Source organism: Nocardioides soli (assembly GCF_014191495.1).
Taxonomy (GTDB): domain Bacteria; phylum Actinomycetota; class Actinomycetes; order Propionibacteriales; family Nocardioidaceae; genus Nocardioides; species Nocardioides soli.
Map to the genome: position 1 here is coordinate 127,320 of NZ_JACHWR010000001.1, position 26,815 is coordinate 154,134.

A 26,815-nucleotide genomic window follows, 5' to 3' on the forward strand; every position below is an offset into this window, starting at 1 on the left:
GGAGGGTAGCCGAGCGCCGGTACCCCCTCAACCCGACGCTCCGGGAAGCACGACACCGGCCGGTCCCGTGGGACCGGCCGGTGTCGGTGGAGTTGCGCTCCGGGTGAGATCAGGGCGAGATCAGGCGTCGTCCTCGCCCAGGATCGACCGCAGCCGCTTCGGGGCGGGCGTCTCCTCGCCGGAGGACGACGGGGCCTCGGAGCCGCCGGTGTTGAGGGCCTCGAGCTGCTGGCTGAAGTAGCTCTTCAAGCGCGAGCGGTACTCACGCTCGAAGGAACGCAGCCGCTCGACCTCGGAGTTGAGCTTGTCCCGCTCGGTCTCGAGCTCGCCGAACATCTGGCGACGACGCTCGGCCGTCTCCGAGTCCAGCATCTGAGCGCGGGTGCGGGCGTCCGCCTCGAGGCGGTCGGCCTTGGTGCGGGACTCGACGTCGAGACGCTCGGCCTTGGTGCGGGCCTCGGCGATGATCTTGTCGGCCTCGTTCTTGGCGTCCTCGACCAGCTCGTCGGCGTTGCGGGTGGCGATCTCCAGCAGCCGCGCCGCGGCGTTGGAGGCCTCCGGCACGGTCTCGACGCGCAGCGTCTCCACCGGACTCGCGGCCACCGGGCTGGCGGCCACGACGGGCTCGGGCGCCGGGGTCGGCGTCGGCTCCGGGGTCGGCTCGGGAGCCGGCCTCTCCTCGACCACCGGCGCGGGCGCCGGGGCGCCGGACTGCGCCGTGGCGAGCTTCGACCTGAGGTCGTCGTTCTCCTTCGTGAGTCGCGCCAGCTCGGCCTCCACCTCATCGAGGAACTGGTCGACCTCGCCCATGTCGTAGCCCTCGCGGAGCCGGACGGGAGTAAAGCGCTTGTTGCTCACGTCCTCAGGCGTCAGCGGCATGACCTCACCCATTCATTCTCGTCAGAGTTACTGTCGGTCGAACAATAGCGCTTGCACCGGTCTCGGAGTCAGCCAGCACCGCGCTTGATTCAGCTCAGCAGGAGTCGCCCGTTGAGCGAGAGCAGGACGTACGCCCCGATCATCACGATCAGGAAGCTGAGGTCGAGCGCGATGCTGCCCAGCCGCAGCGGCGGGATCACCCGGCGCAGCGCCTTGATCGGCGGGTCGGTCGCGGAGTAGACGCCCTCGAGCCCCACCAGCAGCGCGCCGCGCGGCGTCCACTGCCGGGCGAAGATCTGCACCCAGTCGACGACGAAGCGCACCCACAGGAGCGCGATGAACACCCACAGCACGACCTGGATGATCAGACCAACGGTTTGCAACGTACGACGTGTCCTAGCCCTGGTTCAGCTCTGGTAGTGGTTCAGCTCTGGTAGTGGTTCAGCTCTGGTTGAAGAATCCGCCCTCGACGATCCGCTGCTTGTCCTCAGCGGCCACCGACACGTTCGGCGGCGAGAGCAGGAACACCTTGTTGGTGATGCGCTCGATGGTGCCACGGGTCGCAAAGACCAGGCCCGCCGCGAAGTCGACCAGGCGCTTGGCGTCGGAGTCGTCCATCTCGGAGAGGTTCATGATGACCGGCGTGCCCTCACGGAAGTTCTCGCCGACGGTGCGCGCCTCGTTGTAGGTGCGCGGGTGCAGCGTGGTGATGCGGGACAGCTCGGCGACGACGCCGGTCGGACCACCGGCCGGGGCGCTGGAGGCCCCCGCCGAACGACGGCGTTCGGCCAGGTCGGAGACCGGCGCGGGGCGGGTCTCCCGCTTGCGCGCGGCGACCGGCGCGGTCTCCTGGGTCTCGTACTCGTCGTAGGAGCCGTACTCCTCGTCGTAGCGTCCGGTGTCCTCGAGCAGGCCGAGGTACTCGCCGATCCTGCGCATCGCGCCGCTCATGACTGTCGTCCTCCGGAACTCCGCATCCCCTCGGGGACGCACTTGTGGTGATTGGGACCCTACTTGAGCCGAGGCCTCGAACCGAGGACCGCGGACCCTATCCGTACGTGTGTCGCCCCGGCGCGGACGGCGTGCTCCAGGTCGCCGCTCATCCCGGCCGAGAGCCAGGTCGCATCGGGGTGCTCGGCGACGAAGTCGGCCCGGATCGCCGCGAGCCGCTCGAACGCGGGCCGCGGGTCCTCCCCGAGCGGCGCCACCGCCATCAGGCCGCGCAGCCGGAGCGGCTCCGCCTCCGCCACCGCGACTGCCAGCGCCGGCAGCTCGGCCGGGTCGACGCCCGCCCGCCCCGCGCGTCCCGGCGGGTCGAGGCTGACCTGGAGCAGCACGTCGACCGGCCGCTCCCCCGCCCCGCGGGCGAGCGGCGCGACCAGCTTGCGCCGGTCGACCGACTCCACGACGCCGGCGTACGCCGCGACCGCCGCCGCCTTGTTGCTCTGGAGCCCGCCGATGAAGTGCCAGGTGAGCCCGAGGTCGGCGCACTCGGCGGCCTTGGCCTCGGCCTCCTGGTGACGATTCTCACCCACGTCGGTGACGCCGAGTTCGGCGAGCAGCCGCACGTCGGCGGCCGGGAAGAACTTGGTGACCACCACCAGCCGCACCTCGGCAGGGTCGCGGCCGGCGTCGGTGCACGCGGCGGCGATCCGCCCGCGCACCGTCGCGAGGTTGGCGGCGAGCTCGTCGCGCCGGGCGCTCATGACGCCCTCCGACGGATCAGGCCGGCATGCCGGCCGGCGCTCCTACCGTCGCGACGGTAGGAGTAGAGGTCGGTCGACTCGCGGGTGCAGCGAGCGACGTCGACGACCCGTACGCCGGCGCGCTCGAGCTGCGCGCGGACGCCCGCGCCGAGGTCGAGCGACGGCGTACCCCACGACGTGGTCGCGACGCTGGACGGCTCCACCGCCCCGATCTCGGCCTGGAGGTCGGCGGGCACCTCGTAGCAGGCGCCGCACACGTGCGGACCCACCCACGCGGTGATCTCGCGCGCACCGAGATCGCGCATCCGGGCCACGGTGGCGGGTACGACGCCCGCGGCGAGCCCCGGCCGGCCGGCGTGCGCCGCGCCGACGACGCCCGTGTCGGCGTCGGCGAGCAGCACCGGCACGCAGTCGGCGGCCCGCACCATCAGCACGACTCCGACGCGGGCGGTGACCAGCCCGTCGGCCTCGGCCCGCTCCACGTGCTCTCCCCCGACCGACACGACGTCGCACCCGTGCACCTGGCGGAGGTCGGCGAGCTCGTCGCCGGGCGCGAAGTCCCCGAGCAGCAGCCGCAGGTTCTCGGCGCGGTCCGGCTCGGGGTCGTCGCCGTCGATCGCCAGGTTGAGCTCGTCGAAGGGCACACCGCTGACCCCGCCGTACCGGTCCGTGAAGGCCAGGTCGACGGGGCCGTCGGTGTCGCGATGGAAGTACAAGCCGCTACTTCAGGAAGTCGGGCACGTCCAGGTCGTCGTCGTCGAACTGCACCTGGGTGGGCGCCGGGCGGGGGGCCGGCTGGGACGGGGCACTGACCGGCTCCGCGGGCCTCGCGGGCGCGGCCTCGGACTGCTTGGTCGCGACCGCCTGGGCCGCGGCCCGGGTCTCGGCCTGGGTCTGTTGCGGTCGGGCGTCGCGCCGCAGGACGGCCCCCTCGTCGCGCCGCTTCGGCTGACCGCCGTCGAAGCCGGCCGCGATCACGGTCACCCGGACCTCGTCACCGAGCGCGTCGTCGATGGTGGCGCCGAAGATGATGTTGGCCTCGGGATGCACGGCCTGCGCGACCAGCGCCGCCGCCTCGTTGATCTCGAAGAGGCCGAGGTCGGAGCCGCCGGCGATCGAGAGGAGCACGCCGTGGGCTCCGTCGATGCTGGCCTCGAGCAGCGGGCTGGAGACCGCCATCTCGGCGGCCGCCACCGATCGGTCGTCGCCCCGGGCCGAGCCGATGCCCATCAGCGCGGAGCCGGCGTTGGACATGACGGACTTCACGTCGGCGAAGTCGAGGTTGATCAGGCCCGGCGTGGTGATCAGGTCGGTGATGCCCGAGACACCCTGGAGCAGCACCTGGTCGGCCTGCTTGAAGGCGTCGAGCACCGACACATTGCGGTCGCTGATCGACAGCAGCCGGTCGTTCGGGATCACGATGAGGGTGTCGACCTCCTCGCGCAGCTGCGCGATGCCCTCCTCGGCGGAGTTGGCCCGGCGGCGACCCTCGAAGGCGAACGGCCGGGTCACGACGCCGATCGTCAGCGCGCCCAGCGAGCGGGCGATCCGCGCCACCACCGGCGCGCCGCCGGTGCCGGTGCCGCCGCCCTCGCCGGCGGTCACGAAGACCATGTCGGCGCCCTTCATGACCTCTTCGATCTCGTCGGCGTGGTCCTCGGCCGCCTTCGCCCCCACCTCGGGGTTGGCGCCGGCGCCGAGGCCACGGGTGAGCTCGCGGCCGATGTCGAGCTTGACGTCGGCGTCGCTCATCAGGAGGGCCTGGGCGTCGGTGTTGATCGCGATGAACTCGACGCCCTTGAGGCCGACCTCGATCATCCGGTTGACGGCGTTGACACCACCACCACCGATGCCCACGACCTTGATGATGGCCAGGTAGTTCTGTGCTGCTGCCACGGCAGGTTCGCCCTTCGCTGCTCGTTCGGATGGTGCGCTGGTCTGGTGCTGCTGGCGGACCTTCGCGGCCCGGGGAAGCTCGTCCGGCGTGTTCCTCAACTCTGACCCTCAGCCTGAGGGTTATAGTTATGTCAACCTCGCCGTGTTGAAGACAGTAGGCAAGCACCATCCGCATTTCGGCGACGACACGCCCACGACGCCGACCCGGCACGAATTTCTCGGGCCGGTTGGCCGCGCTTCCCGGTGGTCGCGAGGGCTCCACCCGTCACGTGCGTCGGTGGAACTGGACCTTCCCGGTGGGGAGGTAGGTCGTCTGGTAGGTGGGGTCGTGGATGAGGGTGTGGTGCCAGGGGCAGAGGGACGCGCCGTCGTGGAGGTTGGTGTGGCCGCCGTCGGTCCATCTGGTCTGGTGGTGGGCGTGGAGTCCGATGGTGCGGTCGCAGCCCTCGGCGCGGCAACCGCGGTCGCGGAGGAACATGGCGATCCGCTGGTGCTCGCTGTGGTAGCGGCTCCGCCGGCCCAGGTCCAGCGGGACCGAGGCGCCGCCGAGGACGGCGGGGATGATCCCCGCCTCGCACGCCAGCCGCCGGGCCATGCCGGGGCTGATCCGGTCACCGGTGTCCAGGACCCCGGCCTTCTCCAACCGGCCCATCAGGGAGTCCTCGTCGATGACCACCACGACGGTGGCGTTCACACCGCCGGTGGTCGGCAGCCGGTCGACCGGGTAGCGCTCGATCAGCTCGCACAACGCCCGCCCCAACGCCTCCGGACCGGGCCGCCGCTCGATGCCGGGGCCCTGGGTGGCCGCGAGGTGCTTGGGAGCGGCGAGCGCGTGCAGCATCTTCCGCAGCGCGGCGGCGTGGTAGGTCGGCAGCGTGAACCGACCCCGAGTCTTCCCGTCACCGTCGTCGACCATCGTCAGCGAACAGGCCCGCAGCGCGGCCGCCTCCTGCCGTTGCAGGATCTCGGCCTCGTGGGCGTCGGCCTCGCCGGGGGCGATGACCTCCCACAGCCGCCGCCCCAGCCGGCCCAGTGCCTTCGCGTCGTGGTGCCGCGCCTCGGCCAGCAGGTGCGCCTCCGCCTTCTCCCGGATCTCCGCCCCAAGGTCGGCGGGGAGTCGGTCGACCCACCGGATCACCACCCGCGCCCGCTCCACGCAGATCTCCCCAGCCGCGAGCGCCTCCCGCGTCATGGGGTGCTGTTCGAGGTCGTGGCCGAGCCGCACCGCGCCGTACGCCGCCGCCCGCGTGGTCTTCGTGGTGTGGGCCAGCCAGTTCGCCGCACTGGACGCACCGACCTCTTCGCCGACGTGGATGGTGTCGGCGTGCGCGGCGCCCCGGGCCTTGAGTTCGACGATCCGGGCCTCGGCCCGCTCCAACTCGATCAGCGTCTGACCTGCCTCGGTGGCATCCATCGACCACACCGAGGCGTCAGCGACCGCGTCGAGCTCGGCGTGGACATGCGCGGTCGCCACACTGACCCGGTGCCGGGGTGTCGCGATCGCCGTCATGCCACCGACTCAAGCACCCGCCACCGACATTCAAGGGCCGAAATCCCCTTATTCCACAGGGTTCTGGGTCACGAACAGGTCACGATCCGGCGTGCTCGTCCACACCCAATGCCGATGTCTGTGGAGGGGTGGTTTCGAGACAGGCGCTAGCGCGCCTTCCTCAACCACCGTTGCCCGACGAGGACGGTGGTTGAGGAGGTTGCGCTAGCAACCGTCTCGAAACCACCCCCTACTTCGAACCGACCACAGGTCGGCGTCCTCCCGATGGGCGCCAACGGGGTGCGCGGGAGGAGCCGTCAAGGACGGCGAAGCCGCCGCAGGGAATCCTTGACGGCGGAGGACGCGCGCCCATACTGGCGCCGCCGGGAGGACGCCGACACTCCCCGACGCGGGACAGGTGGTTTCGAGACAGGCGCTAGCGCGCCTTCCTCAACCACCGTGCTCGGCGACGGTGGTTGAGGTGCGACGAGCGCCAGCGAGGAGCCTCGAAACCACCACCCGCCCACACGGAGGTTTCGAGGCGCCAGCGCGCCTTCGCACCTCAACCACCGTGGCGACTCAGCGGCTGGTCGGCTGGCCGGGCACGCTCACGTCGTACCGCTGTGCCTCGACGGCGCCCAGGAGCTGCGCGAGGACCTTCGCCTTCAGGTCGGGCTCGTCGGCGCTCCCCCAGACGACCTCGCGGCCGTCTCGCAGCTCGAGGGAGATCGCGTCGATGGTCCGCACGTCGACGTGGTCGACCTTCGCGGCGAGGTCGCCGGGCAGCGCTGCGATCACCAGCGCGCCCTCGCGGAGCGCCTCCGAGCCGGTGTCCGCGGCGGTCTCGATGCGCGGCAGGTCGGGCGGTGCCTGGGCGAAGTCACGGAACACCACGCCCTGGTCGTCGAGGCCGCGCAGCTGGCCGCTGATCGTCACCACGGCGACCGGCACCCGCTCGACGACGGTGACCAGCACGGTGTCGGGCCACTGGCGGGTGACGTCGGCCGAGCGCACTGGCGCGAGCGCCTCGACCCGGGTACGGATCCGGTCGAGGTCGACGGTGGCCAGCGGCTCCCCGGTCGGCACGGCGGCGGCCCGCTCGACCTCCGCCGCATCGAGCTGCTCCACGCCGGTGACCTCGACCCCGTGCACCGACAGGTACGAGGAGAAGTAGACGAGCCACACGCCGCCGACGATCAGCCCCACCACCAGCACCACGGCGAGCGCGGGCTTCCACGCCAGCCAGCGACGGGCCCGCTGACGGCGCGCGAAGCGCCGACGGCTGGCCACCAGGGCCGGGTCGAGCAACGGGTCGGGCCCGTCGTCCTGCGCGGCCTGCAGCGCGTCGAAGCCCTGCGTCTCGTCGGGGTCGCGGCGCCTAGCCATCGGCGCTCTCCCCGGAGAGCAGCCGGAGCACCCGCGGGCCGATCTCGGTGATCGTGCCGGCGCCCAGCGTCAGCACGAGGTCGCCGGGTCGGGCCCGCGCGATCAGCGCCGCGGGGACGGCGTCGAAGTCGGGCACGAAGCTCACCCGCTCGGGCGGCAGTGGCACGGCGCCCGCCACCAGTGCGCCGGTGACGGCCGGGTCGGCGTCCTCGCGCGCGAGGTAGACGTCGAGCACCACGACCTCGTCGGCCGCCCCGAGAGCGACGCCCATCTGCTCGCCGAAGATCCGGGTGCGCGAGACCAGGTGCGGCTGGAAGGCGACCACCACGCGGCCCTCCCCCGCGACCGCCCGCGCTGCCTGCAGGTCGCCGGCGATCTCGGTCGGGTGGTGGGCGTAGCTGTCGTAGACGCGCACCCCGCCGGCCTCGCCCTTGCGCTCCATGCGCCGCTTGGTGCCGGTGTACGACTCGATGCCGCGCGCCAGGTCGTCGGCCCCGAAGCCGAGCGTGACGCCCGCGGCCAGCGCGGCCAACGCATCGACCAGGTAGTGCTCCCCCGGCGACCACAGCGTGACGCCGGCCAGCGCGTCCGGGCCGAAGTCCGCGTCGTGGCGCGCGGAGACCGTCACCACCCGGCGCCCCGCGGCGCGCTGCCGCTCGGCGAGCGCCGCGGCACCCGGGTCGTCGACGCAGCAGACCAGGAACCCGTCGGGGTCGACGGTGTCGGCGAACTCGTCGAACGCCGCGACGTAGGCCTCCTCGGTGCCCCAGTTGTCGAGGTGGTCGGCCTCGACGTTCGTGACGATCGCTGCGTACGGCGCGTAGTGGAGGAAGGCCCCGTCGCTCTCGTCGGCCTCGGCGACGAACACCTCGCCGGCACCCTCCGCGGCGTTGACTCCGGTGGCGGTCAGCTCGCCGCCGATGGCGTACGTCGGATCGGCCCCTGCCGCCTGCAGCCCGACCGTCAGCAGGGAGGTCGTGGTCGTCTTGCCGTGGGTGCCGGCGACGGCGACCACCCGGCGGTCGGCCATCACCGCGGCGAGGGCGGCCGAGCGCGGCAGCACGCGCAGGCCGCGGCGCATCGCCTCGGCGTACTCGGGGTTGTCCTCGCGCACCGCGGTCGAGACCACGAGCGTGTCGGCGTCGGCGACCTGCGCGGCGTCGTGGCCCAGGTGCACGGTCGCGCCGAGGGCTCGCAGCGCGTCGAGCGTCGGCGAGTCGACGCCGTCGCTGCCGCTGACGGTGACGCCCCGGGCCAGCATGATCCGGGCGATGCCGGAGAGGCCGGCGCCGCCGATGCCGACGAAGTGGACACGGCCGAGGCGCTCGGCGGGGAGCAGCTCGTCGGGGACGGGGATCTTCACGACCGGGCTGCCTCGAAGACGATCCGGGCCAGCCGCTCGTCGGCGTCCCGCGGGATCAGCGCGGCCGCCGCCGCGCCCATCGCGGCGAGCCTCTCGGCGTCGCTCGCGAGGCCCGGGACGGTGCCGGCAACCCAGTCGGCGGTGAGGTCGGCGTCCTTGACCAGGATGCCGCCGCCGGCGTCGACGACCGGGCGGGCGTTGTGCTCCTGCTCGCCGTTGCCGATCGGCAGCGGCACGAAGACGGCGGGCAGGCCCACGGCCGCGGCCTCGGTGACGCTGCTGGCGCCGGCCCGGGAGACCACGAGGTCGGCGGCGGCGTAGGCGAGGTCCATCCGGTCGACGAAGTTGACGACGACGTAGGGCACGTCGGGGTCGGTCTCGGGGGACGCCTCGCCCTGCGGGCCGACGACGTGCAGCACCTGCACGCCCGCGGCGGCCAGCGCGCCCGCGGCACCGGAGACCGACTGGTTGAGGCGCCGGGCGCCCTGCGAGCCACCGGTCACCAGCAGCGTGGGCCGGTCGGGGTCGAGGCCGAAGGACGCGCGCGCCTCGGCGCGCAGCACGGCCCGGTCGAGCCCGGAGATCATCGGCCGGATCGGCAGTCCGACGTACTCCGCCCGCGGCAGCGGGGTGTCGGGGAAGCTGACCGCGACCCGCCGGGCGACCCGGGCTCCGGCCTTGTTGGCCAGGCCGGGCACGGCGTTCTGCTCGTGGACGACCAGCGGCAGCTTGCGGCGGCGGGCGGCGAGGTACGCCGGCATCGACACGTAGCCGCCGTACCCGACCACGACATCGGGGCGCACCCGGTCGAAGACGGCGAGCGTCTCCTTGACGGCGGCGCGCAGGCGGGCCGGCACCTTGAAGAAGTCGGCGTTGGGCTTGCGGGGCAGCGGCACCGGCGGGATCAGCTCGAGGGGGTAGCCGGCCTCGGGCACCACGCGGTTCTCGAGACCGCGGGGCGTGCCGAGACAGGTGATCTCGGGCTCGATGCCGAGGTCGGGCGCGAGCCTCCGGATCGCGTCGGCCGTGGCGAGCAGGGGCGAGGTGTGGCCGGCGGTGCCACCGCCGGCGAGGAGAACGCGCATCGGCACAACCCTAGCCAGCGCGGGGACCGGCCGAGAGGCCGGCCGATCGGGCCTTCTTGCGCTGCGCGAGCGCCCGCGCCGCCTCGGGCTCGCGGCGGGCGAAGCCGATCAGCAGGCCGAGCGCGACCAGCGACGGCAGCAGCGCGGAGCCGCCGTAGGACACCAGCGGCAGCGGGATGCCGATGACGGGGAGCAGCGCGAGGACCATGCCGACGTTGATGATCATCTGCCCGAGCAGCCAGACGACGATGCCGAAGGTCATGTAGCGCACGAACGGCTCGGTGGTGCGGGAGGCGACCCGCACCGCGGCGTAGGCGATGGTGAGGAAGAGCACGATCACCAGCAGCGTGCCGATCAGGCCAAGCTCCTCGCCGAGCACGGCGAAGATGAAGTCGGTGTGCGCCTCGGGCAGGGTGCCCCACTTCTCGCGGCTGCCGCCGATGCCCTGGCCGAAGATGCCGCCGGAGGACAGCGCGAAGAGTCCGTGGGCGGGCTGCCACCCGGCGTAGTGGTAGTCCTTGAACGGGTCGGTGAACGTCATGATCCGGTCGAGGCGATGCTGGCTGGTGGTCGCCAGATAGAGCGCCAGCACGCCGATCATCGACAGCATCAGGGTGAACAGCCGCGCGGGCGCTCCGACGACCCACAGCATCGCGAGGAGGATCGCGAAGAGCACGAGGGCGGTGCCGAGGTCGCGGCCGAGCATGACGAGCACGATCACCAGGCCGATGCCGAACACGACGGGCATCAGGATCTGGTGCAGGCTGGTGAGCTTTCGGTCCTTGCGGGCGTAGATGTGGGCGGCCCACAGCACGATCGCCAGCTTGGCGATCTCGGCGGGCTGGATCGTGAACGGGCCGATGCCGAGCCAGTTGGTGTTGCCGTTGACCGTGCGCCCGAGCCCGGGCACGCGCACCAGCGCGAGCAGCAGGACCGACAGCAGCAGCGCCGGCCAGGCGAAGCGCCGCACCAGCCCGATCGGCATCCGGGAGGCGAGGAACGCGCACGGGATCGCGATCACCACCCAGATCAGCTGCCGGGTGACGATGGCATAGGAGTTGCCGTCGTTCTTCTCGTACGAGTAGACGCTCGACGCGCTGAGCACCATGATCAGGCCGATGGTGAGCAGCAGCGCGGACGCGCCGAGCAGCAGGTAGTACGACGTCAGCGGCCGGTCGAGCGCGGCGCGGGCCGCGGCGTACCAGCCACCGATCGCCGAGCGGCGCTGGGTGCTGTCGAAGGGATCCGCGGTGGTCATCGCGTCCCCTCCCTGAACCGGGCCCTGAACCTGGGCTACATCCTGCGGCGTACGGCGGCGGCGAACGCGTCGCCGCGCTCGCCGTAGTTGGTGAACATGTCCATGGAGGCGCATCCCGGCGCCAGCAGCACCGTGTCGCCGGGTCGAGACAACTCGGCGGCCGTCGCCACGACGCGCTCCATGGCATGTCCACCATCTACCGGGCCAGTCTCGTCGTCGCCGACCACGATCACGGGCACATCGGGGGCGTGTCGCGAAAGCGCGTCCGCGATCACGTGGCGGTCGCGGCCGAGCAGCACGACGCCGCGCAGCCGGTCGCGCACGGTCAGCACGAGGTCGTCGAAGCTCGCGCCCTTGGCCAGGCCGCCGGCGACCCACACGACGCTGTCGTAGGCCAGCAGCGACGACGTCGCGGCGTGCGGGTTGGTGGCCTTGGAGTCGTCGACCCAGGTGACCCCGTCCGCCTCCCCGACGACGGCGATCCGGTGACCGTCGGGGCGGAAGGCGCGCAGCCCGTCGCGCACGGCCGCCTGCGAGACCCCGTGGGAGCGGGCAAGTGCCGCGGCCGCCAGGGCGTTGGCCACGAAGTGCGGAGCAGGCGAGGCGAGGTCGGCGATCGTGCAGAGCTCGGCGGCGCTGGTGTCCCGCTGCTCGATGAACGCGCGGTCGGCGAGGATGTCCTCGACCAGGCCGACCATGCCGACCGCCGGCATGCCCAGGGTGAACCCGATCGCCCGCGCGCCCTCGATCACGTCGGCCTCGCGGACCAGCCGCTCGGTCTCGGGGTCGGCGACGTTGTAAACGCAGGCGCGCTGCACGCGCTCGTAGATGCGCCCCTTGTCGGCCGCATAGTCGGCCATGCCGGTCGGCCCGGCGTACCAGTCGAGGTGGTCCTCGGCGACGTTGAGGACGGCGGCCGCCTCGGCGCTCATCGAGTCGGTGTAGTGGAGCTGGAAGCTCGACAGCTCGACCGCCAGCACGTCGTACGGCTCGGGGTCCATGACCGCCTCGACGATCGGCAGCCCGACGTTGCCGACCGCGATGCTACGCAGCCCGGCGGCCCGCAGGATCGAGTCGAGCATCTGCACGGTCGTGGTCTTGCCGTTGGTGCCGGTGACGCACAGCCACGGGGTGTCGTGATCGGGATCCCGCAGCCGCCAGGCGAGCTCGACCTCGCCCCAGATCGGGACGCCGCGCGCGGCCGCCTGCGCGAGCAGCGGCGCGGTGGGCCGCCAGCCGGGCGAGGTGACCAGCAGGTCGACGTCGTCGGGCAGGGTCTGCGTCGTGCCGGGGCCGAGGCGTACGTCGGCGCCGAGCACCTCGAGCAGCTCGGCCTTCGCGGGCCGGTCACCGGCGTCGGACTCGTCGAGCGCGACGACGCTCGCGCCGAGGTGGTTGAGGTTGTCGGCGGCGGCGAAGCCGGACACGCCGAAGCCCGCGACGACCGCGCGGACACCCTCCCAGGAGTCGTGCCGGCCGAGGCTCCCCGGATTCATGGGAGATCCTTCACAGACGTGCCACCCACTCGGCGTAGAAGATGCCGAGGCCGCCGGCGACGCACAGCCCCGTGATGATCCAGAACCGGATCACGACCGTGACCTGCTCCCACCCGAGCATCTCGAAATGGTGGTGCAGCGGCGCCATCCGGAAGATCCGCTTGCCCTTGGTGACCTTGAAGTAGCCCACCTGGAGCATCACCGACAGCGTCTCGACGAGGAACAGCCCGCCGAGGATGATCAGCAGCAGCTCGGTGCGGGTCAGGATCGCGAGGCCAGCGAGCGCGCCACCGAGCGACAGCGATCCGGTGTCTCCCATGAAGATCGCGGCGGGCGAGGCGTTCCACCACAGGAAGCCGAAGCACGCGCCGGTCAGCGCGGCGGCCACGATCGCGAGGTCGAGCGGATCTCGTACGTTGTAGCAGAGCGCGGTGTTCTCGACGGTGCACGACTGGTTGCTCTGCCAGATGTTCACGATCATGTACGCCGCGAAGACCATCGTGCAGGCGCCGGTGGCGAGGCCGTCGAGGCCGTCGGTGAGGTTCACGCCGTTGCTGGTCGCCACGATGATGAACCAGATCAGCACCACCGCCAGGACCATCGGCAGCGCCAGCCAGCTGATGTCGCGCAAGAACGAGATCTTCTGCGACGCCGGCGTGACGCCGCTGTCGTCCTCGAGCCACGGCGACAGGGCGAGCACGCCGAAGACCACGGCGACCAGGGTCTGGCCGATCATCTTGGCCTTGCTGCGCAAGCCCAGGCTGCGCTGCTTGGAGATCTTGATGTAGTCGTCGAGGAAGCCGACCAGGCCCATGCCCACGAAGAGGAAGAGCAGCAGCAGCGCCGAGGCCGACGGCACCGTGCCGGTGATCAGCAGCGCGCCGAAGTAGCCCAGCACGGTCGCCAGGATGATCACGACGCCGCCCATCGTGGGTGTGCCGCGCTTGGTGTGGTGGCTGGTGGGCCCGTCGTCGCGGATCTCCTGGCCGTAGCCCCAGCGGGTGAAGAGGTTGATCGCGACGCGGGTGCCGAGCAGCGAGATCAGCAGGGCCAGGCCGCCACCGAACAGGATGGCTCTCATGGCTTGTGGTCTCCCTCCAGCAGGCCGTCGGCGATCGTCTCCAGGGCGGCTCCGCGCGAGGCCTTGACCAGCACGACATCGGCGCCCGCGACATTCTCGCGCACCCAGGCCGCCGCCTCGTCGCGCCCCGCCGTGACGATCACCTCACCGGCCCACTCCGGTACGCCGCGCAGCCCGTCGGCGATGCCCGCGGCCGGAGCGCCGACCACGACCACGACGCCGACGCCGAGCGCGGCCGCGGCCCGGCCGACCTCGACGTGGCCGGCGTGTGCCTGGTCGCCGAGCTCGCGCATCTCGCCGAGGACGGCGACGGTACGACGTCCGCGGCGCGCGCCGATCTCGGCCAGCGTCTCGACGGCGGCCGTCATCGAGGCCGGGTTGGCGTTGTAGGCGTCGTTGATCACCAGCAGCCCGTCGGACCGCTCGTGCAGCTCCATGCGCATCGGGGACGCGGTCGCGGCGGCCTCGAGCGCGGGCCCGATCATCGCGAACTCGACCCCGGCCGCCAGCGCCATCGCCGCGGCGGCCGCGGCGTTCTCGACCTGGTGGAGACCGCTGTGCGGGAGCCGCAGCCGGGTGCGCTGCCCGCCGACCGCCAGGGTGACCTCGGGCCGGCCGAGGTCGTCGAGATCGACGTCGGAGGCGCGTACGGTCGCGTCGGCGTGCTCGGCCCCGAAGGTGAGGACCGCGGCCGCCGTGCGCGTGGCCATCGCGGCCACGAGCGGGTCGTCGGCGTTCAGCACCGCGGTGCCCGAGGGCGGCAGCGCCTCGACGATCTCGCCCTTGGCGGCGGCGATCGCCTCGCGCGAGCCGAACTCCCCGATGTGGGCGGTGCCGACGTTGAGCACGGCGGCGACCTGCGGCGGCGCGATCTCGCACAGGTAGGCGATGTGACCGACGCCGCGGGCGCCCATCTCGACGACGAGGTAGCGCGTGGCGGCGTCGGCGGTGAGCACGGTCAGTGGGACGCCGATCTCGTTGTTGTGGTTGCCGGCGGTCGCCACGGTCGGACCGGCGGCGGCGAGCACCTGGGCGAGGTAGTCCTTGGTGCCGGTCTTGCCCTGCGAGCCGGTCAGCGCGAGCACGGTGGTCCCGCCGGCGACGAGCCGGTCGACGACGTGGCGCGCGAGGCGCCCGAGCGCGACGACGGGGTCGGCGACCACGACCGTCGGCGCCTCGGTCGGCCGGGTGCCGAGGACGGCGTGCGCCCCGGCGGCGTACTCGTGGCCGTCGACCCGCTCGCCGACCACCGCCACGAAGAGACCGCCCGGCTGCGGCCGGCGGCTGTCGACGTAGGCAGGTCCGCTCACCACGACATCGGCGACGTCCGCGGTGACCGAGCCGCCCACGATGTCCGCGATCTCGCGCAGGCTCAGGGCAAGCACGCCAACTCCTCCCGGGCGACCTCGCGGTCGTCGAAGGGATGCACCACGCCGTCGATCTCCTGTCCCGTCTCGTGCCCCTTGCCCGCGATCACCACGATGTCGCCGGGCCGGGCCCTGCGCACCGCCGCGCGGATCGCCGCACGCCGGTCGCCGATCTCGACGACCTCCGCCGCGCCGTCCTCGACGCCCGCCAGCATGGCCGCGCGGATCGCGGCCGGATCCTCGGTGCGCGGGTTGTCGTCGGTGACGACCAGCACGTCGGCGAGCCGGGCGGCGATGCCCGCCATGATCGGCCGCTTGCCGGGGTCGCGGTCGCCGCCGGCGCCGAGCACGACGATCAGCCGGCCGTCGGTCAGCGGCCGGAGGGTGCGGATCGCGGCCTCGACGGCGTCGGGCTTGTGGGCGTAGTCGACCACGACGAGGAAGTCCTGGCCGGCGTCGACGCGCTCCAGGCGGCCGGGAACGCCGCCCGCCGCGGCGATGCCGGCCGCGACCGCCGCCGGGTCGAGGCCGGTCTCCCCCGCCGCGGCGACGGCCGCGAGCGTGTTGGCGACGTTGAAGTCACCGGGCAGGGGGCAGCCCGCCGCCAGCCGGCGCCCGTCGGGGGTCACGATCACGAACGTCGATCCCTCCGGTCCGGGCTCGACGTCGTCGACCGTCCAGTCGGCGGCACCGGTGGCGGAGAACGTGCGGACCGGCACCGTCGCCTCGGTGACGAGCCGACGCCCGTGCTCGTCGTCGATGTTCACCAGCCCGAGCCGGGCGCGCTCCGGCGTGAACAGCGACGCCTTCGCCGCGAAGTACTCCTCCACGTCGCCGTGGAAGTCGAGGTGGTCGCGCCCCAGGTTGAGGAACACCGCGACGTCGAAGACGACGCCGTCGACCCGGCCCATCACCAGCGCATGGCTGGAGACCTCCATCGCGCAGGTCGTCACGCCGCGCTCGCGCATCATCGCGAACAGCCCGTGCAGGTCGGGCGCCTCCGGCGTCGTCAGCGTCGTCTGCACGTCCGCGCCGGCCACCCGGGTGCCGTTGGTGCCGATCACGGCCGCGAGGCCCCCGCCCTGGGTCAGCCCGCCCTCGAGCAGGCGCGTCGTGGTCGTCTTGCCCTGGGTGCCGGTCACACCGATCATCCGCATCGACTCGGCGGGGTCACCGTAGACGTGGGCGGCGAGGCGCCCCAGCACGGCGCGGGGCCGGGAGACGACCAGCACCGGGACGTCGACGACCGCCGCCCCGGCACCCGCCGGGTCGGTGAGCACCGCGACGGCGCCGGCCCCGACCGCGGCCGGCGCGAAGTCGATGCCGTGGGCGCGGCTGCCGGGCAGCGCGGCGTACAGGTCACCGGGCCGGACCCGCTGCGAGGAGAGGGAGATCCCGGTGACCTCGACGTCGCCGAGACCACCGACCGCCTGCGCGCCGACCCAGTCGGCGAGGGTCGCGAGCGGCGTCCGCGGGGGGTGTTGGGGCCGGGTGGAGTCGCTCACCACGTGAACCTATCGCTGCACGACGCTCACCACTCGACCGGCAGCCGCGAGGGCTGGGTGCCGGTCGGAGGCACGCCGTAGCGGCGCAGCGCGTAGCTCATGATCTTGGCGAACGCCGGGCCCGCGACCGAGCCGCCACCGCCGCCGTTGCGGGGGTTCTGGACGACGACGTAGATGGTGAAGCGCGGGTCGTCGGCGGGCGCGAAGCCGGCGAAGGAGACGGTGAACGTGCCGTCGTAGCAGCCGCACTCCTCGCCGACGCGCTGCGCCGTGCCGGTCTTGCCGGCGACGCGGTAGCCCGGCACCGCCGCACCGGGCGCGACGCCGACGTCGGGGTCGACGACCCGCTCCATCATCAACGCGGTCTGCTTGGCGGCCTGCTCGCTCACCACGCGGGTGTGGGTGGCGTGGTCGGTGCCGACCGGCCGGCCGTCGTCGCTGGTGGCGGAGCCCTTGATCAGGCTCGGGGACACCCGGACGCCGCCGTTGGCGATGGTGTTCACCGCGGCCGCCATCTGCACGCCGTTGACCGACAGCGACTGGCCGAAGTCGATGCGGTCCTCGAGCTGGGACGTCCACTCGCTCAGCCGCGGCAGCAGGCCCTTCGTCTCGCCCCGCACGCCGATCCGGGTGGGCTTGCCGAGCCCGAACTGGCGCAGGTAGCGGAAGAGCTGGCCGTCCTTGAACCGGTCGGCGGCCAGCACGGTGCCGATGTTGGAGGACTGGGCGATCGCGCCGGTCAGGGTCAGCCGGATGGTGCCGTGGGTGAACCAGTCGTGGATCACCCGCCCGTCGCGCGGCAGGTCGGACGGCACCACGATCTTGGTGCGCGGCGTGACGAGGCCCAGGTCGAGCAGCGAGCTGGCGGTGAGCACCTTCTGGACCGAGCCGGGCTCGTAGACGTCCTGGAGGGCGCGGGAGCCGAGGTCGGCCTTCGCGGACGCGGTCGGCTCGTTCGGGTCGTACGTCGGGTCGTCGGCCACGGCCAGCAGCTCGCCGGTGCGGGAGTCCATCACGATCGCGAAGCCGGACTCGGCGCGGGCGTTCTCCACGGTCTCGCGGATCACCCGCTGGGCGTACCACTGGAGCTTGGTGTCCAGCGTGGTCCGCAGGTCCTTGCCGTCGACCGGCTCGGTGATCGTGCTCTCGCCCAGCGGCAGCCGGTTGCCGCTGCCGACCTCGTAGCGGGTGGAGCCGTCGACGCCGGAGAGCTCCTTGTCGAAGGTGCGCTCGAGGCCGGCGAGCGGCTCGTCGGTGCCCATGAAGCCGACCAGGTTGGCGGCCACGTCACCCGCCGGGTAGTCCCGCAGCGGGTCGCGCCGGGTGTCGAGGCCCTGGTACCCCTTGCTGTCGGCCTCCTCGACGACCTCGGTCGCGATCGTCGCGGGGACCCGCCGGGCGATGTACTCGAACCGTGCCTCCACGCCCTGCTCGGTCTGGTGCGCGCGCAGCTTCGCCAGGGTGCTGACGTAGTCGACGCCCAGCTTGCGGTAGAGGAACGCCGCGAGGTCGGCCGCGTCGTCGTCCGTGAGCCGCGGGTCGGCGACCACCATCATCCCGTCGATCGAGTCGGCGAGCGGCTCGCCGTTGCGGTCCATGATCTGGCCGCGCGTGGCCGGCAGGTCGACCTCGACGAGGCCCTCAGCGGCGGCCATCTCGGCGTACGAGTTGGGGTCGATGCCCTGGAGCTGGACCAGGCGCGCACCGAAGACCGACAGCACCATCGCGATCACCACGAACCCGATGCGCAGGCGCAGCTGGGGCGAGCCGCGCCGGGTGCCGCGGGGCGTGGTCGCGGGCAACGGCTGCTCCTCTGGTCGGGGGACGGGCGGGGGTCGGGAACGAGCCGGGGCTACCGGTTGTTCTTCTTCCTACCGTCCCGGGCGTCCCGATCCGGGTTGCCGCGGCCCGTGTCGGCCTGTGAGTTCTCACCCGCGGAGGCCGGTGGGTCGACGGTGACGACGTTCGGCGGCGGGTTCAGGATCGCGGGCTTGCTCGGCGGCAGCGGGTTGATCCGCAGCGACGGGCTGTCCGGGCCACCACCCGCGCAGGGCACGCCGGAGACCTCGCCGGTGCCCAGCCGGAGGAACGCCGGGCTGCAGGCCTGCACCATGCCCAGCCGCTTGGCCGCGGCGGCGATGCGCTGGGGGTTGCGGAGGCGGTCGAGCTCCATCTCGAGGCTCTGTTGGCGGGCGGCCAGGCGGGTCGCCTGCTGCTCGAGCCCGGTGGTCGCGAAGGACGCCTGCTGCATCGAGGTGTTGAAGAGCAGCAGCCCGACGACGCCGCCGAGCAGCACCATCGTGACCAGGGCGAGGAACGGCGCCCGACCGGCCGCCCTGCGGCGCCGCGGGACGACCGTCAGCCGGGCCCGCTCGACGGCGGCGCCGGCGAGCCTCGGGATCCGGGACCGGACCTGCATCGCTGGACTGCTCATGGGCGTACTCGCTTCGATCCGTGCGCCCCTGAGGCACCGGATGCACTGTCTTGGATGACTCGCTCGCTGCGCTCGCTCATGCTGTCTCTCCCCTGCTGTCTCGCATCCGTTCGACGGCCCGCAACCGCACCGACGCGGCGCGCGGGTTCGCTGCGATCTCCTCCGGCCCGGCCTTCTCGCTGCCCCGGGTGACCAGCCGGAGTGCCGGCTCGTGCCCCTCCGGCACGAACGGCAGGTCCTCGGGCACGTCGCTGCGGGTCGCCGCGGTGAACGCCTGCTTGACCAGGCGGTCCTCCAGCGAGTGGTAGGACTCCACGACCACCCGGCCGCCGACGTTGATCGCGTCGATGGCCGCCGGCATGGCCCGCCGCAGCACGGCCAGCTCGTCGTTGACCTCCATCCGCAGCGCCTGGAAGGTGCGCTTCGCGGGGTGTCCCCCGGTGCGCCGCGCGGGCGCCGGGATCTCGGCGTACAGCAGCTCGACGAGGCGCCCGGAGGTCGTGAACGGCTCGCGCTCGCGCTCCCGCACGACGGCGGCCGCGATCTTGCGGGCGAACTTCTCCTCCCCGTACTCCTTGAGGATCCGGGTCAGGTCGGCGGCGGGATAGGTGTTGAGGACCTCGGCCGCGGTGATGCCGGTGGTGCCGTCCATGCGCATGTCGAGCGGGGCGTCCTCGGCGTACGCGAACCCACGCTCGCGGACGTCGAGCTGCATCGACGACACCCCGAGGTCGAACAGCACCCCGTCGACGGCCGCGAGCCCGAGGTCGGCGAGCACGTCGGCGATCTCGTCGTACACCGCGTGGACGCCCGTGAAGCGGTCGCCGTACGCCGCGAGCCGGCGGCTCGCCAGCTCGAGCGCCTGCGGGTCGCGGTCGATGCCGACGACGCGGGTCGCGTCGATGCGGGAGAGCACGGCCTCGGTGTGGCCGCCGAGGCCGAGGGTCGCGTCGACCAGGACGGCGCCGGGTCGGTCGAGCGCGGGTGCCAGCAGGGAGACGACCCGGTCGAGGAGGACCGGGACGTGGGAGGGGCTCGGCATGTCAGGCCTGACGCGCCGCGAGTGCCAGCAGGAGGAAGCACGCCGCGACGCCGACCGAGGTGGCCGCGGAGAACACCATCAGGGTGGCCGCGTCGCGGGCCAGCTGTCGCACCCGGGGCGCGGGCTCGCCGTGCTGCCCGGCCGGACGGAGATCCGGCTCGTCCGGTGCAGCCAGGTGCGGCGACGGTGCCGCGGAGGCGATGCTCATGGTCTCGACCCTTGATGTGGTGGTGCTGGGGAAGTGGTTTCTCGGGTGCTGCGATCCGCCTGACCAGGTCCCTGCCCGCTCCCACGTGGGAAGGCATCTGGAACCGGGGAAGGTGCCCCAGATGCGGGTCGTCTGGAACCGGGGAAGGTGCCCCAGACGGTGGCGGGAGCGGGCTCGAGACCTCGTCCTGCGGATCGCTCTTGAGTTCTGTGGGTGCTGGCCTCTCGGCGACTAGCCCTGCGGGGCCGGCTGTTCGTCGAGCTCGGCGAACTTGGCCTGTGCTCCGCTGGAGTACTCCCGCCAGCGGGCCGGGTCCCAGATCTCGACCCGGTCCATCACGCCGATGACGACCACGTCGCGGTCGAGCCCGGCGTACTCACGCAGCGGGGCCGGGATGCCGATCCGGCCCTGCTTGTCCAGCGATCCCTCGTCGGCGCCGGCGAAGAGGATGCGGGCGTAGTCACGCGCGCCGCGCACCGTCATCGGCGTGGCCTGGGCCCGGCGGGCCTCCTCCATGAAGACGTCGGTCGGCCACACGACGAGGCAGTTCTCCTGTCCCTGTGTGACCACGAGCCCCTCCGAGAGCCGATCCCTGAACTTGGCCGGGAGGAAGAGCCGCCCCTTGTCGTCGAGCTTCGGGGTGTACGTGCCCATGAAGAACATCGGGCACCTCCACTCCTCACGCTTCCTCCACTTCGCCCCACTCTACTCCACATCACTCCACCGTCAACCACTTAGCGCCCGCGGCGACCGCGATTTCCGGCGCCCGCGGGCCGGATCCGAGCGGCGGGCGACCGCCGGTTCCCGACGTACGCCGAGCCGCGGACCTCGCGTTTGCGCAGGTCAGCACGGGTCCGCCGGGCGCCGTACCGCCCGGGGTGGTGCGCCGGTGGGGAGGGATCCACTCGTGGTGGGGCGCGATGGAGCGGGGTGGAGTGGCTGGTGGGGCCGGCGCGGGCTCGGCCGGGTGAACCCGGGTGGCAACCAAAACGTGCTGACCGGAGTCAGATACCCGAGTCGGGTGGGCGCGGCCAGAATCGTCGGGTTGTGGGACCACATAGGTTTCCCTTCACGACTTAGGGTTGAGACAGCGTGATCCGCCTCACCGGCAGGCGGCTTCGGGGGTTGGAAAGGGACAACGTGGACATTCAGGCGGGCGGGGCGGACCTCGAGACGCTGGCACGGGTCGTGGGCCGGGTGCGGTCGAACATCGAGCGGGTCATCGAGGGCAAGCCCGACGTCGTCCACTCGACGCTCGTGGTGCTGCTCGCCGAGGGGCACCTGCTGATCGAGGACGTCCCCGGGGTCGGCAAGACCATGCTGAGCAAGACCTTGGCTCGCAGCATCGACTGCTCGGTGCGGCGCATCCAGTTCACCCCCGACCTGCTGCCCTCCGACGTGACCGGCGTGTCGGTGTTCAACCAGAACACCCGTGAGTTCGAGTTCCGGCCCGGCGGCGTCTTCGCCAACATCGTCGTGGGCGACGAGATCAACCGGGCGTCGCCGAAGACCCAGTCGGCGCTGCTGGAGTGCATGGAGGAGCGTCAGGTCACCGTCGACAACTCGACGTACCAGCTCGAGCAGCCGTTCATGGTGATCGCGACCCAGAACCCGATCGAGATGGAGGGCACCTACGCCCTGCCCGAGGCGCAGCGCGACCGGTTCATGGCGCGGGTCTCGGTCGGCTATCCGGTCGAGGCCGCGGAGATCGCGATGCTCGGCACCCACACCGGCGCCAACCCGCTCGACGACCTCGAGCCGGTCACCGACGCGGCCGAGGTGCGCAAGCTGATCGCCATCGTCAACCAGGTGCACGTCTCCTCCGACGTGCAGCGGTACGCCGTGGCGATCACCTCGGCGACCCGGCGTTCCGAGGAGCTGTCGCTGGGCGCCTCGCCGCGCGCGACGCTGCACCTGGTGCGCGCGGCCAAGGCGGTCGCCGCCATCGACGGGCGCGACTACGTGCTCCCCGACGACGTCCACCGGCTCACTCGCCCGGTGCTCGCGCACCGGCTGCTGCCCAGCGTGGAGGCCGCGATGAGCGGCCGGTCCACGGCCGCGATCCTCGACGCCGTCGTCGGGACGGTCGCCGTCCCCGCCGGCGCCCGCTGACCCGAGGGCACCAGGCTCATGAGAGAGGCACTGGCCGGCCTGAGCGTCCGCGGACGGGCCTTCCTCGCCGCCGGCGTCACCGCGGTCGTCTGCTCGATCATCCTCGACCAGACGACGCTCGCCCGCGTGGGCGTGCTGCTGCTGGCGCTGACGCTGATCACGGTCCTGGTGCTCGCGCGCAACCGCTACCGGCTCACGCTGGTGCGCAACGTCACCCCGCAGCTGGTGGCCGCCGGGCAGCCGGCCCGGGTGACGCTCACCCTCGCGAACGACGGGCTCGCGCCCAACGGCGTACTCCTGCTGGAAGACCAGGTGCCCTACGTGCTCGGCACCCGGCCGCGCTTCGTGCTCGAGGGCATCAGCCAGGGCTGGCGGCACTCGGTGAGCTACCAGGTGCGCTCCGACGTGCGCGGCCGGTTCGAGATCGGCCCGATGTCGGTGCGGGTCAGCGACCCCTTCGGGCTGGTCGAGCTGGGCCGCACCTTCCGCACCACGGTGCCGCTGATCGTCACCCCGCGGACCGTGCCGCTGCCGCAGATCCCGCTCGGCGGCGCCTGGACCGGCTCCGGCGACAACCGGCCGCGGGCGTTCGCGATCGGCAGCGCGGAGGACGTGACCGTGCGCGAGTACCGCCGCGGCGACGACCTGCGCCGCGTGCACTGGCGCAGCTCGGCGCGCGTCGGCCAGCTCATGGTGCGCCGCGAGGAGCAGCCCTGGCAGTCACGGGCGACGCTCTTCCTCGACAACCGGGTGACCGCGCACCGCGGCCAGGGCATCGCGTCCTCGCTCGAGGCGGCGGTCTCGGTCGCGGCCTCGGTCGCCGTGCACCTGACCCACCGCGGCTTCGCCGTACGCCTGGTGACCGCGACCGGCGAGGAGCCGGGCAGCGCCTGGCACGTGCGCGGCGCCGACCTGAACACCGGGCCCCTGCTGGAGGCGCTCGCGGTCGTGGCACCGGTGCAGCAGCCGCGGCTGGAGACCGGGTGGCTGACCGAGGGCGCGCACGGCGGGCTGACCGTCGCGGTGTTCGGCGGCGTGGACGCGGCGGACCTGCCGGTGCTGCGCCGGATGCAGCACCACGCCGGCTCGGCGCTGGCCGTCGCCGTCGACGTGGACGCCTGGATCGGCGCCGCTCCCGACGACGGCGCCACCCGGGTCCTCGCCCAGCAGGGCTGGCGCGCGGTGGCGCTGCGACCCCGCGACCGGCTCGACGCGGTCTGGCAGGAGCTCGGCCACACCAGCGCTCAGACCGCGCGCGGCGCACACCAGCAGGTCGGGTCATGAGCACCCGGCCCCGGGGTCGGCTCGGCGCCAACGTCATCTTCGCCGCCACGACGGCGGGCACCACCTGGCTCGCGATGAACGCCTGGCGCGACCTGACCGTCCGGCCGGGCGACTTCCTCAACCCGCTGCTGCTGCTGGCCCTCGTGATCGCCGGTGTCGGGGTGGCGGCGCGCTGGTGGCGCTGGCCGGGTGCCGCCGTCGTGGCGTTCCAGGTGGTCGTCGGCGCGATGCTGAGCTGCCTGATGCTGGTCGGCTCCCCGCTGCCGGTCGGCGGTGCCTGGACCGAGCTGACGACGATGATCGGCGACGCGCTCGACACCTCCCGGCAGTACCGCGCGCCGGTGCCGCTGGGCGCGCCCCCGGTCGACGTCCTGCTGGTCCTCGGTGGGCTGGCGTGCCTGCTGCTCGTCGACATGCTGGCGTGCACGCTGCGGCGGGTGCCGCTGGCCGGCCTCCCCCTGCTCGCGATCTTCAGCATCCCGGTCGGGATGATCGACCAGGGCATCGCCTGGTGGGTCTTCGCCATCACCGCGATCGGCTACCTCACGATGCTCTTCCTCCAGGAGAGTGACCAGGTCGCGCGCTGGGGCCGTCCGCTCGGCGAGGACCGCGAGACCGGCGATCCCATCTCGTTCGGCGCCGGCGCGACCACCGTCCGCAGCACCGCGAGCCTGGTCGGTGGCGCCGCGACCGCGATCGCCGTCATGGTGCCGGTGCTGATCCCGGCGACCGGGCTGCACATGTTCGACTTCGGCCCGGGCTCGGGCGGCGGCGACGACATCAAGGTGGCCAACCCCACGGCCGATCTGGTGCGCGACCTCAAGCGCGGCGACGACATCCCGCTGATCCGGGTGACGACCAACGACCCGGACCCGTCGTACCTGCGGATCCTCGCCCTCACCCGCTTCTCCGACGCGGAGTGGAGCCCCGGCAACCGGGAGGTGCCGGCCGACCACCTCGCCGACGGCCAGATGCCGCCACCGCAGGGCGTCGCCGCGGAGCTCTCCCGGCAGGACTATCCCTACCAGGTGAGCGTGCTGCCGACGTTCGACTCGCGCTGGCTGCCCACGCAGCCGCCGGTCAGTCTCGTCGACGCCCCGGGTGACTGGCGCTACGACCAGCGCACCATGGACTTCATCGCCGGCGACCAGGACCTGTCGACGGCCTCGCTCGACTACACCATGACCTCGGTCGACCTCAACCTCACCTCGGCGCGGCTGGAGCAGGCGGGCACGCCCACCGGCAAGGTGGACGACATCTTCACCGACCTGCCCGAGGACATGCCGCCGATCGTCCACGACCTCGCGGTGCAGGTGACCGACGGCGCGACCACGCAGTACGAGAAGGCGGTCGCGCTCCAGAACTGGTTCCGCACCGAGTTCAGCTACTCCCTCGACCGCGCCGACGGCAACGGCACCGATGCGCTGGTGGAGTTCCTGACCGACGCCCCGGGCGGCCGGATCGGCTACTGCGAGCAGTTCGCCTCGGCAATGGCGGTGATGGCTCGCGACCTCGGCATCCCCGCCCGGGTCGCGATCGGCTTCCTGAACCCGTCGCCGGACGGCCCGGACACGTGGGTCTACAGCTCCGACGACATGCACGCCTGGCCCGAGCTGTTCTTCGACGGCGCCGGCTGGGTGCGCTTCGAGCCCACCCCGGCCGGCCGGGCCGAGGACGTCCCGTCGTACACCGTGCCCGGCACGCCCGACGACGGCCCGACCGCGTCGATCTCGCCGTCGGCGAGGTCCTCGGCGGTCGCGCCGACCAACCGCCCCCAGGACACCGAGTCTGCCGCGGCGGACGCCGGCGACTCCGGCGACACCGGGTCGACGATCGCGTGGGGGCCAACGCTCGGCGGGCTCGCCGCGGTCGCGCTCCTCGTCGGCGGACTGCTGCTCCCCCGGCTGGTGCGCTCTCGGCGTCGCGAGCGCCGGCTCGCCTCGGGCGCGATCGAGGCGATCTGGGACGAGCTCCACGACACCGCGCTCGACCTCGGCGTCCCGTGGCCGCCCGGCCACTCGCCGCGGCGTACCCGCAACGTGCTGGTCGAGCACCTCGGCGCGCCCGCCGGGCCCGACTCCCCCGAACGCCCGGCACACGGACCGGCCGTCGCCCCCGCGGCGGTCGCCGCCCTCGACCGGCTGGTGCTCACCCTCGAGCTGGCCCGCTACTCCCGCGCCGGCGCCACCATCGACCCGGTGCGGCTCCGCAGCGACGGCGAGGCGTGCGTCGCCGCGCTCGCCGGCGGTGCCACCCGGGCCGCCCGGCGCCGCGCCACCTGGTGGCCCCGCTCCGTGCTCACCCTGCGCCGCCGTACCAGCTCCACCGCCCCGCCCCTCGAGGCCCGCTACGGCGGGGTCGTCGACAACATGAGCTGATCGGCCCCGCACCCGGTCGGCGTCGGATCGGACTTTGCGGATAGTCCGTCACGTTCCGGTTGTCGATCCACGCTCATGACGACCAGAACGTGACGGACTATCCCGCCGCCGCTGCCGGCCGGGTGGGCCGACGGGGAGGTCGCCATGAGGGATACCCAGTGACGATGTGGTTGTTCCGAGCGCTCCGGAGCAACCACATCGTCACTGGGTATCCCTCTTGCGGCTGCGCGTGGGACGTGCTCCGAACGTGGAACGACCCGGCCGTGGTCGACCGGGTCGTGGTGCTGGTGGTGCTGGGGGCGCGGGTCAGAAGCCGCCGTGCTCGCGGCGCCGGCGCCAGCGCTCCTCCATGCGCTCCATGAAGGAGCCGCCGTTGGAGCCGCGGTTGCGCTTGGTACGGCGACCGCCGTCGATGACGGTGAAGCCGCGGCTGGGATGCGCGGCGCGCGGGTCGGCCGCCGCCGGGGCCGCATGATGACCACGCATGGCGGCCAGGGCCACGGTGGCCGAGCCGAGCATCACCACGAAGCCCGCGATGCCGAGCACTGTGATCCGGGCGACGGCGCCGGTCATCAAGACAGCGACACCGATCGCGAAGCAGACACCTGCGATGATCGCGCGGCGACGGGCCGTGCGGCGGAAGGCCGTGCCGCGCAGCGTCGACGCCAGCTTGGGGTCCTCCTCGACGAGGGCCCGCTCCATCTGCTCGAGCAGTCGGAGCTCCTCTTCCGAGAGTGGCACCGTACCTCCCACATGGTCATCGCCGGACACAACGACTCCGGCAACTGCAAGTCTAGGCAGCGGCTGCTGATCCCGGTAGGCGGGTCGCCGAATTTCGTCACCGAA

At 72.7% G+C, this 26,815-nt stretch carries 24 protein-coding genes; 3 read left to right on the plus strand and 21 right to left on the minus strand.

The window, feature by feature from the left end; translation table 11 throughout:
• Window positions 1-120 precede the first annotated feature (120 nt).
• From FHU40_RS28750 to mraZ, 20 genes are all read right to left on the minus strand, one after another.
• The gene (locus tag FHU40_RS28750; RefSeq protein ID WP_281374550.1) at window positions 121-891 is read right to left on the minus strand and encodes a DivIVA domain-containing protein; all 771 of its coding nucleotides are present in this window, start codon (window positions 889-891) and stop codon (window positions 121-123) included.
• A gap of 77 nt (window positions 892-968) precedes the next feature.
• On the minus strand, window positions 969-1,262 hold the full coding sequence (locus FHU40_RS00605) for a YggT family protein (protein ID WP_183590365.1): 294 nt from the start codon (window positions 1,260-1,262) through the stop codon (window positions 969-971).
• A gap of 58 nt (window positions 1,263-1,320) precedes the next feature.
• Window positions 1,321-1,830, minus strand: coding sequence for a cell division protein SepF (locus tag FHU40_RS00610; protein ID WP_183590366.1), 510 nt, complete (start codon window positions 1,828-1,830; stop codon window positions 1,321-1,323).
• 59 nt (window positions 1,831-1,889) lie between these two features.
• The gene (locus FHU40_RS00615) at window positions 1,890-2,585 is read right to left on the minus strand and encodes a YggS family pyridoxal phosphate-dependent enzyme (protein WP_183590367.1); all 696 of its coding nucleotides are present in this window, start codon (window positions 2,583-2,585) and stop codon (window positions 1,890-1,892) included.
• Window positions 2,582-3,301, minus strand: a complete 720-nt coding sequence (gene pgeF / locus FHU40_RS00620; protein ID WP_183590368.1) for a peptidoglycan editing factor PgeF — start codon at window positions 3,299-3,301, stop codon at window positions 2,582-2,584. The genes FHU40_RS00615 and pgeF overlap by 4 nt, the downstream gene beginning before the upstream one ends.
• Before the next feature lie 4 nt (window positions 3,302-3,305).
• Window positions 3,306-4,481 carry a cell division protein FtsZ gene (gene ftsZ / locus FHU40_RS00625; protein WP_183590369.1) on the minus strand — a complete coding sequence of 392 codons (1,176 nt, stop codon included), beginning with the start codon at window positions 4,479-4,481 and terminating at the stop codon, window positions 3,306-3,308.
• 265 nt (window positions 4,482-4,746) lie between these two features.
• The gene (locus FHU40_RS00630) at window positions 4,747-5,991 is read right to left on the minus strand and encodes an HNH endonuclease signature motif containing protein (RefSeq protein WP_183590370.1); all 1,245 of its coding nucleotides are present in this window, start codon (window positions 5,989-5,991) and stop codon (window positions 4,747-4,749) included.
• A 558-nt stretch (window positions 5,992-6,549) separates the two neighbouring features.
• On the minus strand, window positions 6,550-7,356 hold the full coding sequence (locus tag FHU40_RS00635) for a cell division protein FtsQ/DivIB (RefSeq protein WP_183590371.1): 807 nt from the start codon (window positions 7,354-7,356) through the stop codon (window positions 6,550-6,552).
• Window positions 7,349-8,719, minus strand: coding sequence for a UDP-N-acetylmuramate--L-alanine ligase (gene murC, locus FHU40_RS00640; RefSeq protein ID WP_183590372.1), 1,371 nt, complete (start codon window positions 8,717-8,719; stop codon window positions 7,349-7,351). Before murC ends, FHU40_RS00635 begins: the two co-directional genes overlap by 8 nt.
• Window positions 8,716-9,804 carry an undecaprenyldiphospho-muramoylpentapeptide beta-N-acetylglucosaminyltransferase gene (murG, locus tag FHU40_RS00645; RefSeq protein WP_183590373.1) on the minus strand — a complete coding sequence of 363 codons (1,089 nt, stop codon included), beginning with the start codon at window positions 9,802-9,804 and terminating at the stop codon, window positions 8,716-8,718. Before murG ends, murC begins: the two co-directional genes overlap by 4 nt.
• A 10-nt stretch (window positions 9,805-9,814) precedes the next feature.
• Entirely contained in the window at window positions 9,815-11,062 is a 1,248-nt protein-coding gene (ftsW, locus tag FHU40_RS00650; protein WP_183590374.1) for a putative lipid II flippase FtsW, read from the minus strand.
• Between the two features lie 35 nt (window positions 11,063-11,097).
• On the minus strand, window positions 11,098-12,558 hold the full coding sequence (murD, locus tag FHU40_RS00655) for a UDP-N-acetylmuramoyl-L-alanine--D-glutamate ligase (protein ID WP_183590375.1): 1,461 nt from the start codon (window positions 12,556-12,558) through the stop codon (window positions 11,098-11,100).
• A 10-nt stretch (window positions 12,559-12,568) separates the two neighbouring features.
• A complete protein-coding gene (mraY, locus tag FHU40_RS00660; RefSeq protein WP_183590376.1) occupies window positions 12,569-13,639 on the minus strand; it encodes a phospho-N-acetylmuramoyl-pentapeptide-transferase in 1,071 nt (356 codons plus the stop codon).
• Entirely contained in the window at window positions 13,636-15,024 is a 1,389-nt protein-coding gene (locus FHU40_RS00665) for a UDP-N-acetylmuramoyl-tripeptide--D-alanyl-D-alanine ligase (RefSeq protein WP_183590377.1), read from the minus strand. Before FHU40_RS00665 ends, mraY begins: the two co-directional genes overlap by 4 nt.
• Entirely contained in the window at window positions 15,012-16,511 is a 1,500-nt protein-coding gene (locus FHU40_RS00670) for a UDP-N-acetylmuramoyl-L-alanyl-D-glutamate--2,6-diaminopimelate ligase (RefSeq protein ID WP_484549383.1), read from the minus strand. Before FHU40_RS00670 ends, FHU40_RS00665 begins: the two co-directional genes overlap by 13 nt.
• 26 nt (window positions 16,512-16,537) lie before the next feature.
• The gene (locus FHU40_RS00675; RefSeq protein ID WP_246389898.1) at window positions 16,538-18,313 is read right to left on the minus strand and encodes a peptidoglycan D,D-transpeptidase FtsI family protein; all 1,776 of its coding nucleotides are present in this window, start codon (window positions 18,311-18,313) and stop codon (window positions 16,538-16,540) included.
• A 50-nt stretch (window positions 18,314-18,363) separates the two neighbouring features.
• The gene (ftsL, locus tag FHU40_RS00680) at window positions 18,364-18,945 is read right to left on the minus strand and encodes a cell division protein FtsL (protein ID WP_183590379.1); all 582 of its coding nucleotides are present in this window, start codon (window positions 18,943-18,945) and stop codon (window positions 18,364-18,366) included.
• A 76-nt stretch (window positions 18,946-19,021) separates the two neighbouring features.
• Window positions 19,022-19,987: a 16S rRNA (cytosine(1402)-N(4))-methyltransferase RsmH gene (gene rsmH / locus FHU40_RS00685; RefSeq protein WP_183590380.1), complete on the minus strand. Its 966-nt coding sequence runs from the start codon at window positions 19,985-19,987 to the stop codon at window positions 19,022-19,024.
• Window position 19,988: 1 nt separating this feature from the next.
• Window positions 19,989-20,195 (minus strand): hypothetical protein, encoded by a 207-nt coding sequence (locus tag FHU40_RS00690; RefSeq protein WP_183590381.1) that lies wholly within the window; start codon window positions 20,193-20,195, stop codon window positions 19,989-19,991.
• Between the two features lie 231 nt (window positions 20,196-20,426).
• Complete coding sequence (gene mraZ, locus FHU40_RS00695; RefSeq protein WP_183590382.1) at window positions 20,427-20,858, minus strand: division/cell wall cluster transcriptional repressor MraZ; 432 nt, start codon at window positions 20,856-20,858, stop codon at window positions 20,427-20,429.
• 477 nt (window positions 20,859-21,335) lie between these two features.
• On the opposite strand from mraZ, the gene FHU40_RS00700 reads away from it, so the two are divergent.
• From FHU40_RS00700 to FHU40_RS00710, 3 genes are read left to right on the plus strand one after another with little or no spacing between them, the layout of a single operon-like run.
• A complete protein-coding gene (locus tag FHU40_RS00700; RefSeq protein ID WP_183590383.1) occupies window positions 21,336-22,307 on the plus strand; it encodes an AAA family ATPase in 972 nt (323 codons plus the stop codon).
• A gap of 18 nt (window positions 22,308-22,325) precedes the next feature.
• Window positions 22,326-23,591 (plus strand): DUF58 domain-containing protein, encoded by a 1,266-nt coding sequence (locus FHU40_RS00705; RefSeq protein WP_183590384.1) that lies wholly within the window; start codon window positions 22,326-22,328, stop codon window positions 23,589-23,591.
• Window positions 23,588-25,969 (plus strand): transglutaminase TgpA family protein, encoded by a 2,382-nt coding sequence (locus FHU40_RS00710; protein WP_183590385.1) that lies wholly within the window; start codon window positions 23,588-23,590, stop codon window positions 25,967-25,969. Before FHU40_RS00705 ends, FHU40_RS00710 begins: the two co-directional genes overlap by 4 nt.
• A 306-nt stretch (window positions 25,970-26,275) precedes the next feature.
• On the opposite strand, the gene FHU40_RS00715 is transcribed toward FHU40_RS00710, so the two are convergent.
• On the minus strand, window positions 26,276-26,710 hold the full coding sequence (locus FHU40_RS00715) for a DUF3040 domain-containing protein (RefSeq protein WP_183590386.1): 435 nt from the start codon (window positions 26,708-26,710) through the stop codon (window positions 26,276-26,278).
• Window positions 26,711-26,815: the final 105 nt, after the last annotated feature.